Genomic DNA, 10,260 nt, shown 5'->3' on the forward strand with positions numbered 1-10,260 from the left:
GGCGCCCTTGACTTTGGAGGGGCGGCCCCGTACGCCAGCGCCACCCCACCGCACGGCCGACCCCTCCGCCAACACCCTGTCCATCTCTCGCCGATCCACCACTCTCCGCTCACCCGAACGCCGCCCCACCCCGTACCGCTCCGGCCCGTCTGCCTCGGCCTTTCAAACCCGGCTTGTCTCACGTCCCAGTTTGGATTCTGCGCGCTGTCGCTTCTTGCGTCAGGTGGTGGCGTGCTTGGTGGAGGAGGCCATCGCGGGATGCCAGAAGGGAGGTGGTCGTCTCTCTGCGTTCGCTGGTCAGCGAGCTCGCGGTGAGCAAGGCGGGATTGACCGTCGAGAGCGGCGGACTGCCGGGCGCCCCGATCAGCGCCAAGGTGTACCGACCAGCGGAGAAGGGCTTCGCCTTGGATGAGTCGTGCGGCGACCTCGGTGGCGAGTGCGGCGGTGTAGTCCGTGCCGTCGTCGGTGCGGAGCCAGCTTTCGCGGCGGGTGCCGTCGGGCCAGGTGATGACCGCGTGTCCCCAGGAATGCTGGCGGGGACGGGGCGCGGCCTTGAGTTCGGTACCGGCCAGCCGGCGGACGGCGAAGCGTCGGAGGGGCTCGATGGACAGCAGCTTTCCGGCGATGGGGAGTACGGCCCGCAGGACGGGCGAGGCGGGGCCAGGCCGGTGGTCACGGTCACCGACGGTGCGTTGCCGGCGCGTTGGGCGGCGAGCAGTTCGGCGGAGGGGGCGCCGGTGGACTTCGCCTTCTGGCCGTCGGGCAGGGCCAGGTCCCGCGGGTCGGCGCTGAGGCGGGCGGTGACCTGGCGGTCGTCCTGGTAGCGGCGGCCGCCGGTGGTGATGGCGTCGGTGATGGACGCGACGAAGGCGGCGCCCATGAGGCCCTCCTCCATGGCCACGGATCGCTTTCGCGTCCGTCCAGGACGGAAGATCGACCGGTCCGCCGAACGCCGCGCCCGCCGTGGTCGTCTCCAGCTCGGAGCTTCAGGAGCGGGAGCGCACCAAGCAGGCCGCCGTCACCGGTGCGATCGAGGACGTGCTGCGGCAGCGCGGCGCGGAGCCCGGCAGGGCGAGGATGGCGGCGCAGATCGCCTCAGTCGCCTTTCAGAACGCCTTCGACCGATGGGTCGACGTCCACGAAGAAGGACTCCGCCGCCTGCCTTCACGCGGTCACCGTGTCGCTCCGGGACGCGCTGGTCGAAGGCGCCGGTCACTCCGGCTGACGCCGTCACTCGCGACGGACGGTACAGCCTGCACTACCACGGGTGGGTCACTAGCTGCATTGTTGCGGGTCGGCGACCTCCCTAGCGTCGGGAGCCTCCGAACCGAAGCCTCCCGGAAGGCACCAGCCGATGTCCATGCCCCCGGCGCCATACGCCGTCAGTGTCGAACGTGTCAGTAGGACGTACGGCGGTGGTGAGCGGCCCGTTGTGGCGCTGGCCGACGTCGACGCCTGGTTCGCCAGGGGGACGATGACCGCGGTGATGGGGCCGTCCGGTTCCGGCAAGAGCACGCTGCTGCACTGCGCGGCGGGCCTGGACCGGCCGAGTTCCGGCCGGGTCCGGATCGGGGACACCGACCTGTCGGCGATGTCGGAGAAGAAGCTGACCGAGCTGCGCCGCAGCCGGGTCGGCTTCATCTTCCAGGCGTTCAACCTGGTGGGGGCGCTGACCGTCGAGCAGAACATCATGCTGCCGTCGCGGCTGGCGGGCGTCCGCCCGGATCCGGCGTGGGTCGCGGAGGTGATCGGACGGGTCGGGCTGAGCGACCGGCTCCGGCACCGGCCGGCGGAGCTGTCCGGCGGACAGCAGCAGCGGGTGGCGATCGCCCGGGCGCTGGTGAGCCGGCCGGAGGTGATCTTCTGCGACGAGCCGACCGGCGCGCTGGACACCCAGACGGCGGCGGAGGTGCTGGCGCTGCTGCGGTCGGTGGTCGACCAGGCGGGCCAGACGGTGATCATGGTGACGCACGATCCGGTGGCCGCGTCCTACGCCAACCGGGTGATGGTCCTCGCGGACGGCCGGATCGTGCAGGACATGCCGCAGCCGGGCGTCCAGCGGATCGCCGAGCAGCTGGCGATGCTCGGCCGCCGGCAGCCCGCCGCGAGCCGGGAGGGCTGAGGCGTGCTCGCACTGGCCGCGCAGATGCTGCGGTTCCGCAAGGGCAATTTCGTGGCGACGTTCATCGCGCTCGCCGCGGGCGTCATGATCCTCACGGTGTGCGGGCTGCTGGTGGAGTCGGGGCTCCGCTACGAGGGGGAGACGCAGCGGTACGCGAAGGCGTTCGCCGTGGTCGCCCACCGCGACCTCACGATCACGCACAAGGAGTTCGGTGACACCGAGACCAGCACGGTGACGCTGCCCGAGCGCGGCGGCGTCCCGGACGCGCTGGTTCGCCGGATCGCCGCGGTGCCGGGTGTCGCGGGCTCGGTGGCGGACCGCTCGATCGCGGTGGCGCCGGCGGCGGCGCCGAAGGTGGAGACCACGGGGCACGGCTGGGGAAGCGCGGCGCTTGCCCCGTACCGGGTGGTGTCCGGGACGGCGCCGCGGGCCGACGGTGAGATCGCGGTCGACAGCCGGCTCGCAGCGGCGGGACGGCTGCGGCCCGGCGCCATCACGGCGGTGCTGACCGGGGGGACGGTCCACCGGTTCCGGGTGAGCGGCGTCGTCGAGGCGTCCGGCGTGCGCGGGTCGGTGATGTTCTTCACCGACGCGGCGGCGGCACGGCTCGATCCCCGCCGGGGACGCGCCGACGCGATCGGCGTGCTGCTGAAGCGGGGCGCGGACCGGTCGGAGGTGTCCGCCGCGGTGCGGCGCATCGCGGAGGCCGCCGGGGCGAAGGCGTACGAGGGGGGCGAGCGCGGACTGGCCGAGGAGCCGGAGGCGGCGGCCGGGCGGGACCTGACGGTCCAGGCCGGCGGCGCGTTCGGCGGCTACGCCGCGCTGATCATCGTCTTCGTGGTGGCCGCGACGGTCGGCTTGTCGGTCCGGCACCGCCGCCGCGACTTCGCGCTGCTGCGGGCGATCGCGGCGACGCCGGGCCAGGTGCGGGCGCTGATCCTCGGCGAGGTGGGGCTGCTCGCCGTGCTCGCCGCGGTGGTGGGCGTCCCGTCCGGGCTGGGGGTCACCGCGTGGCTGCGGGGCCGGCTCGTCGACCGCGGGTTCGTCCCGGACACGTTCACGGTGCAGGGCGGGGCGCTGTCGGGGCTCGCGGTGACCGCGGCGGTCGCCGCGGTGGCGCTGCTCGCCGGCTGGATCGCCGCGCGGCGCACCACCCGCATCCGGCCGACGGAGGCGCTCGGCGAGGCGGCCGTGGAGCCGGTCCTCGGGGGCAGGGTCCGGGTCGTGTCCGGGATCGTGCTCCTCGGCGCCGGGGTCGCGCTGATCGGCGTCACCGGCCAGGCCAACGGCGAGACCGCGATGGGCGCCGCGGTGGGGATGCTGTACACGTTCGTGCTGGCCATCGCGCTGCTGGCCCCGTGGATCAACTGGGGCACCGCGTGGGCGCTCGCGCCGGTCCTGCGGGCCGTCTTCGGCGACAGCGGGTACCTGGCCGCCGCGAACCTGCGGGCGAACGCGCGCGGCATGGTGGCGGTGCTGACGGCGCTCGTCCTGTCGGTCGGGTTCGGCGGGACGGTGTGGTTCCTGCAGGACAACCTGCAGCGGCAGACGGTGGTGCAGAGCCGTGACGGCACGCTCGCGCAGCACGCGCTCGTCGGCGGCGCCGGTCTTCCGGCGGCCGCCGCGGCGCAGGCCCGCCGGATCCCGGGGGTGGTCGCGGCGACGGGCGTGCGCCGGACGTCGGCGATCGTCCCGTTCATGGGCGACGGGCAGACGGTCGTCGCGCAGGGCGTCGACCCGCAGGGGATCGGCCAGACCATGGACCTGCGGGTCCGGTCTGGGAACCTCGCGGACCTGCGTCCCGGCACCGTCGCGGTGTCGGAGTCGCAGGCGTCGTCGGCGCACTGGAAGCTCGGCGGGAACGCGCGGTTCTGGCTCGGGGACGGCACGCCGGTCACGCTGCGGGTCGTCGCCGTCTACGAGCGGAACCTCGGTTTCGGCGACGTCACCGTGAACAACGCGACGCTCACCGGCCACACCCAGAGCGGTCTGGACGACCGCGTCCTGATCCGCAGCGCGCCGAACACCGGCGTCGGCGCGGCCCTGACGAGGCTGGCGGGCGAGTACCCGGGCAGCGCCGTCGTCGGCACCGACCAGCTCACCGGGGAGCTCGCCAAGGATCTGGCGATCAGCGCGTGGCTGAACAAGCTGCTGGTGGCCGTGCTGATCGGGTACTCGATCCTCGCGGCCGGCAACACCCTGATCATGGCGGCGCTGGCCCGGACCCGCGAGGTGTCCCTGCTGCGCCTGGTCGGGGTGACGCGCCGCCAGGTGAAGCGGATGGCGAACGCCGAGCAGGTCGCGCTGCTGGGGGTGGCGCTCGCGATCGGCGGCGCGATCGCGGCGGTCACCCTGTCCTCGATCGTCAACGCCGTCGCCGGGCAGCGCGTCCCGTACGTCCCGGCGGCCGGCTGGATCGCGATCGTCGCCGGCACCGCGGCGCTCGCGCTGGTCGCCACGGTGATCCCGATCGGCCGCCTGCTGCGCACCCCGCCCGTCGAAGGCATGGGCATCCGCGAGTAGGGCCCTCTTCAAGCCGGCGATTCGGTGCCCGCGCAGAGCGTGGAAAACGCGAACACGGGCACCGAGCCGGCCCTTCGAAAGAGCCGCCGTGGAATGTCGTAGTCGCATGGAAGCATTCCTGCTCGTGACCTCCCACCGTGAATTCGAACTTTCGTGGCAGCGCTTCGAGGACTGGCTTGCCGAGAACGCCCCGGCCAGTCACCGGACGCTGAATCCGCCCGCTTCTCCCCGGCAGGTCGATGACGCCGCCCGGAAGGTCGGGACAGTCGTCCCCGCCGAGCTGAGGGCTTTGCTGCTGCGTCACAACGGTGCGACGGAGACCGGGCCCCAGGGCGAGTTCTGGCAGGGGGCGCGGTTCTTGCCGTACGGCGCCTCGCTCTTCACCGTGGCCAGGATCGAGCAGCATCATCAGATGCTCACCGGAATCCTCGACCGTATGCCGGCCGAGCAGCGCGACACGTGGGGTCGCCAATGGTGGGACCGGAGGTGCGTGCCGTTCGCGGACACCATTTCCGGAGACGCGTGGATCATCGGTGGTTCCCGGCCGGATGCGGTCGGCCAGCACCTGGATGACGAGGGGTGCAGGTTCGACAGGTGGCCTTCGCTGGCGGCGATGGTCGATGACATGCTCTCCGCGATCACCGGCGGCCGGCCCCTCAGGACCCAGGAGACTCCACAGGTCGTCGAGGGACGGCTGGAATGGGAGTCCGCCTACTAGCCCCGGTGCGGCCGGCGCGGGGGCGGGTCAGGTGTCGAAGCCGAGGCCTAGGGTGTCCATGGTGCGCAGCCACAGGTTGCGGCGGCCGCCGTTGCGGTCGGCGGCGGCCATGGACCGGCGGGTCAGCTCGATGCCGAGCCAGCGCAGGGGCTCGGGCGGGAACGGGACGGGCTTGGTGCGCACCATCGCGAGCCGGGTGCGCGGGGTGTCCAGGCCGTCGAGCCGGTCGAGGGTGACCTGGGCGGCGAACCGGGTGGCGCCGACGCCGAGGCCGGTGAAGCCGAGCGCGTAGGCGACCCGGCCCCGCGCGGCGGTGCCGAAGAAGGCGGAGAACCGGGTGCAGGTGTCGATGACGCCGCCCCAGGTGTGGCTGAACCGGACGTCTTCGAGCTGCGGGAACGTGCGGAAGAAGTTCGCGGCGAGCAGGCGGAAGGTGTCGGGCCGCTGGTCGAGGTCCGGCGAGACGCGGGAGCCGTAGTGGTAGACGGCGTCGTAGCCGCCCCACAGGATCCGGTTGTCGGCGGTGAGCCGGTAGTAGTGGAACTGACTGCCGCTGTCGGACATGCCGTACCGGTTCCGCCAGCCGATGGAGTCGAGCTGCGCGTCCGTCAGCGGCTCGGTCACCATCGCGTAGTCGTACACGGGGACGATGTACGGCCGCACCCGGTGGACGAGCGACGGGAACGCGTTCGTCGCGAGGGCGACGCGGCGCGCCACGACCCGTCCGTAGCCGGTGGTGACGACCATGGAGGAGCCGCGCCGGGCCAGCGACGTGGCGGGGGTGCGCTCGAAGATGCGGACGCCGAGCCGGACGCAGGCGTCCCGCAGCCCCCAGGCGAGCCGCGCCGGGTCGACCAGCGCGGTGCCGTCCCGGTCGAGCAGCCCGGCGAGGTAGGTCGGGGACGCCACCTCGGCCCTGACCTGCTCGGCGTCGAGGAGCTCCGGGGAGCGGCCGAAGCGGCGTGCGGCCTCGGCCTCCTCGTGCAGCTCGCGGACCTGGTGGGGACGGGTCGCGACGTTCAGCTCGCCGGTGCGCTCCCAGTCGCACGCGATGCCGTACCGGCGGATCGCGTCCTCGATCTCGTCGAGGTTCCGCATGCCGAGCCGTTCCAGCTCGGCGATCTCGCCGGGCCAGCGGGCGAGGCCGTTGCCGAAGCCGTGCGTGAGGCTGGACGAGCAGAACCCGCCGTTGCGCCCGGACGCGGCCCAGCCGACCTCGCGCGCCTCGACGAGGACGACGTCGCGGCCGGGGTCGCGCTCCTTGGCCAGCAGCGCGGTCCAGAGCCCGCAGTAGCCGCCGCCGACCACGACGAGGTCGCAGTGCTCCTCGCCGGCGAGGGCGGGGAAGGGCGCGGGGCGCGCGGGGTCGTCCAGCCAGAAGGGGGCGGGTTCGGCGTGCACGAGAGCGCGTGCGGGATCAGCGGCGATGGCCTGCGACATGCCACTAATTTAGCGGCTTTCGCAGGAGATTTCACTAATCCAGTTGTGTCGATGTTGGCGAGCGACTGATTTAGTGGTCAGTGCGCGCCCCATCGGTAGCTCTCCTTGCGGAGCTGGAGGTAGACGAACGTCTCCGTGCCCCGCACCCCCGGGATCGACCGGATGCGGCTCGCCAGCACCTCCGCGAGGTGCGCGTCGTCGTCGCAGACGATCTCGCAGAGGATGTCGAAGCCGCCCGCGCAGAGCACGACGTAGATCGTCTCCGGCATGTCCGACAGGGCGGACGCGACGGGCTCCAACGGCCCCGCCACCTTCACCCCGACCATCGCCTGCCGGTGCCCGCCGACCACCAGCGGGTCGGTGACGGCGACGATCTGCATCACGCCGGCCTCGGTCAGCCGCTGCACCCGCTGCCGGACGGCGGCCTCCGACAGGCCGACCGCCTTCGCGATCGCGCCGTAGGAGCGCCGGCCGTCCTCCTGCAGCTGCTCGATGATCTGCCAGGAGATGGCGTCGAGGTCCGGCCCGGCCGTGCTCTTCCTGCTCATGGCCCGCATCATCGCAGCCCCCGGGCGGAACGGGCGCGGGCGGCGGGTGGACGGGTCAGGCGGACAGGGGTGCGGTGAAGTCGGGCGCGCGGTCCTCGACGGCCTGGGCGGCGTCGAGGACGAGGTCCTCGGCGAACCGGCCGCCGATGAGCTGGACGCCGATCGGCAGGCCGTCCGCCAGCGCCGCCGGCACCGAGACGCCGGGGAACCCGAGGACCGGCAGGGACGTCATCGGCCACTGCGCCGCGACGAGGTTCCGCCCGCGCTCGGGGTCGATGATGTCGGCGTCCTGCTCGAAGGGCGGCTCGGCCGAGACGGGTGTCAGCAGGATCATCCCGGTGCCGAGCAGTTCCTGGAGCCGGGTGATCAGTGTCGCCCGGCGGGCCCAGCCCTGGACGTAAGTCGCGAGGTCGGGCTTCTCGCCCCACAGCCCGGCCGCGTACTCGTAGGCGTAGCGCATGTGGACGCGCAGCCCCTCGTCGGCCATTTCCAGCATCCCGGGCAGTCCCGGACGCATCTCCTCGAACAGCAGCAGCGACCACAGCCGCGCCGCCTCCGCCAGCAGCGGCAGCTCGATCTCCTCGACCTCGTAGCCGGCGTCCGCCAGCCACCGCGCGGCGTCGTCCACCGCCGCGTCGACGGCCGGGTGCGGCTTGACGATGCCGACGTCCCGGACGACCCCGACGCGGATCGGCCGGTCGCCGGGCGCCGGCGCCTCGGGCAGCGCGGGCACGCCGAACGGGTCGCGCAGGTCGGCGCCCGCCATGGCGCGAAGGGCCAGGCGCGCGTCCGCGACGGTCCGCGCCATCGGTCCCTGCACGGCCCACGCCTGGACGGTGAGGGACGGCTCCGGCCCCATGTCCTCGGGGGCGATCCAGTTGGAGATCAGCCCGACCGTCGGGCGGACGCCGACCACGCCGCAGCAGCCGGCGGGGAAGCGGATCGAGCCGCCGATGTCGTTGCCCTGCGCCAGCGGCGTCATGCCGGAGGCGAGCGCGCTGGCGGCGCCGCCGCTGGAGCCGCCGGGGGTGTGCCCGGCGCTCCACGGGTTGAGCGTCCGGCCGTGCGGCTCGTTCGTGGAGAACCAGCGCACCGAGAAGGCGGGCGCGTTGCTGCGGCCGAGGAACACCGCGCCGGCGGACCGGAGCGCCGCGACGGACGCGTCGTCCTGCGCGGCCCTCATCCCCGCCATGGCGGTGACGCCGTGCGTCATCAGGGCGCCGCGCTGCGGGGTGTTGATCTTGGTGGAGGTCGGGACGCCGTGCAGCGGGCCGAGGTCGGCGCCGGCCGCGACCGCCGCGTCCGCGCGGCGCGCGTCCGCCAGCGTCTCCTCCGGGCGGACGTCGGCGAGCGCGTTCAGCTCCGGGTTCACGGCCTCGACCCGGCCCAGGCAGGACTCGGCCGCCTCGACCGCCGAGACCTTCCGGTCGCGGATCAGCGCGGCGACCTCGGTGACGGGCAACTGCCAGAGTTCCATGCCTGCTCCTAAGGGCGTCTTGGCGGCGCGCGGACGCTGCGCCTGTGGTCCGCCTTTTGTGGTGCGCGGAGCACCGGCGATGGCGAGGAGCGTACGTGATGCAACGCTGATGTACAACGGTGTTGTATGACGGGATTCCCGGGGTTACGCTGCCGTCATGCCGGTGGAGATCGATATCGACCAGCGCCTCGCGACCATCGCCGACGCCACCCTGGAGATCGTGGCGGCGGACGGCCTCGACGGCGTGTCCATCCGGGCCGTCGCCAAACGGATCGGCGGCTCGACGACCCTCGTCACCAACTACCTGCCCACCCGGGAGGCCCTGCTGCAGAACGCCATAGAGCACGCGATGCGGGGGTGGGCCACCGAGATGGACCAGGCCGTCGAGGGCGCCGACGCCTCGGGGCGGCTGCTCGCGATGGCCCGCTGGGCGTGCTCGACCACCGGCGACGACGAGGTCCTGCGCCGGCTGTTCATGGAGATCCTCGGCCGCGGCGGCCCCGGCTCGGACTCGCTGAAGGCCCTCAACGAGGACGGCCGGCAGAACCACGAGATGCTGGCCGGCGCCGCGCGCGACGCGGGCGCCGCCGACCCCGCGTTCGCCGCCGACGTCCTGCACCTGGTGTTCCGCGGCTTCTACGTCGCCGGCCTGGAGGACCCGGAGCGCTGGAACAGCGAGCGCATGACCCCCCTCATCGACCGGCTCGTCCGGCTGCTGACCACCGGCCCGTAGCGACCGGCCCAGAGCAAGGAGCCACGGATGGAGCTGAACCGGCTACCGCGACGCCCCCGCCCCGGCATCGGACGGCGGGGCGGCGTGCGCGGCTTCGAGGGCGGCGAGCATCTGCGCGGCGAGCGCCTTCATGCCCGCCTGCCGCGTCGCGGGGAAGGGCAGCGGCGCGAGGGTGGAGTGGCCGAACGCCATGCAGATCAGGGCGTAGGCGAGCTGCAGGCTCTCCGCCGAGCCGCAGCCCGGGACGGCGGCGCGGATCGTCTCGCCGATCTCGCGTTCGAGTCGGCTGTAGCTGTCGTAGATCCGGCCGCGCAGCCGCACGTCGTGCATCGCGCCGCTGATCAGCGCCTCGATGACGAGGTCGTCCTCGTTGCGCGCCATCTGCGGGCCGAACAGGTAGTCCACCAGCGCGGGCAGCCGCGCGGCGGGTTCCCGGTCGTTCAGCGCCTCCCGCATCGAGGCGAAGTACGGGGTGATGACGTGGTCCCACAGCGCGTCGACGAGCTCGTCGCGGTTGCCCACGTAGTGCCGGACGTGGGAGCGGCTCATCCCGGCCGCGGCGGCGATCCGCTCCTGCGTGCTCCCCGCCAGGCCGTGCCGGGCGACCGACCGGGCGGCGGCCCGCAGGATCTGCTCGCGCCGCTCCGCCACGAGGCTCGGCCGTCCCAACGGTCCCCCTTTTTTCGCCGCGGTAGTTCT

At 73.3% G+C, this 10,260-nt stretch carries 9 protein-coding genes; 5 read left to right on the forward strand and 4 right to left on the reverse strand.

The features are described 5' to 3' along the window. The first annotated feature begins 272 nt into the window (after nt 1-272). The 4 genes from ABD296_RS15260 to ABD296_RS15275 all read left to right on the forward strand — a co-directional run bounded on the left by ABD296_RS15260 (nt 273) and on the right by ABD296_RS15275 (nt 5,363). The gene (locus tag ABD296_RS15260) at nt 273-824 is read left to right on the forward strand and encodes a hypothetical protein (RefSeq protein ID WP_344266857.1); all 552 of its coding nucleotides are present in this window, start codon (nt 273-275) and stop codon (nt 822-824) included. A gap of 530 nt (nt 825-1,354) precedes the next feature. After that, nucleotides 1,355-2,122, forward strand: coding sequence for an ABC transporter ATP-binding protein (locus tag ABD296_RS15265; protein ID WP_407061477.1), 768 nt, complete (start codon nt 1,355-1,357; stop codon nt 2,120-2,122). A gap of 3 nt (nt 2,123-2,125) precedes the next feature. Further along, the gene (locus tag ABD296_RS15270; RefSeq protein ID WP_344266863.1) at nt 2,126-4,645 is read left to right on the forward strand and encodes an ABC transporter permease; all 2,520 of its coding nucleotides are present in this window, start codon (nt 2,126-2,128) and stop codon (nt 4,643-4,645) included. A gap of 106 nt (nt 4,646-4,751) precedes the next feature. Then, complete coding sequence (locus ABD296_RS15275; protein WP_344266866.1) at nt 4,752-5,363, forward strand: SMI1/KNR4 family protein; 612 nt, start codon at nt 4,752-4,754, stop codon at nt 5,361-5,363. 27 nt (nt 5,364-5,390) lie between these two features. Here the strand turns inward: ABD296_RS15275 and ABD296_RS15280 are convergent, their stop codons facing one another. From ABD296_RS15280 to ABD296_RS15290, 3 genes are all read right to left on the reverse strand, one after another. After that, complete coding sequence (locus ABD296_RS15280) at nt 5,391-6,803, reverse strand: NAD(P)/FAD-dependent oxidoreductase (RefSeq protein WP_344266869.1); 1,413 nt, start codon at nt 6,801-6,803, stop codon at nt 5,391-5,393. A gap of 77 nt (nt 6,804-6,880) precedes the next feature. Next, nucleotides 6,881-7,351 (reverse strand): Lrp/AsnC family transcriptional regulator, encoded by a 471-nt coding sequence (locus tag ABD296_RS15285; protein ID WP_344266872.1) that lies wholly within the window; start codon nt 7,349-7,351, stop codon nt 6,881-6,883. Between the two features lie 55 nt (nt 7,352-7,406). Beyond that, nucleotides 7,407-8,828 carry an amidase gene (locus ABD296_RS15290; RefSeq protein WP_344266875.1) on the reverse strand — a complete coding sequence of 474 codons (1,422 nt, stop codon included), beginning with the start codon at nt 8,826-8,828 and terminating at the stop codon, nt 7,407-7,409. 157 nt (nt 8,829-8,985) lie between these two features. Between ABD296_RS15290 and ABD296_RS15295 the strand changes: the two genes are divergently transcribed. Beyond that, on the forward strand, nt 8,986-9,561 hold the full coding sequence (locus tag ABD296_RS15295; RefSeq protein ID WP_344266878.1) for a TetR/AcrR family transcriptional regulator: 576 nt from the start codon (nt 8,986-8,988) through the stop codon (nt 9,559-9,561). Nucleotides 9,562-9,603: 42 nt separating this feature from the next. Here ABD296_RS15295 and ABD296_RS15300 read toward each other — a convergent pair whose 3' ends face one another. Beyond that, a complete protein-coding gene (locus ABD296_RS15300; RefSeq protein ID WP_344266881.1) occupies nt 9,604-10,230 on the reverse strand; it encodes a TetR/AcrR family transcriptional regulator in 627 nt (208 codons plus the stop codon). Nucleotides 10,231-10,260 lie beyond the last annotated feature (30 nt).

The sequence above is a fragment of the Actinomadura napierensis genome (assembly GCF_039529375.1).
Lineage (GTDB): Bacteria > Actinomycetota > Actinomycetes > Streptosporangiales > Streptosporangiaceae > Spirillospora > Spirillospora napierensis.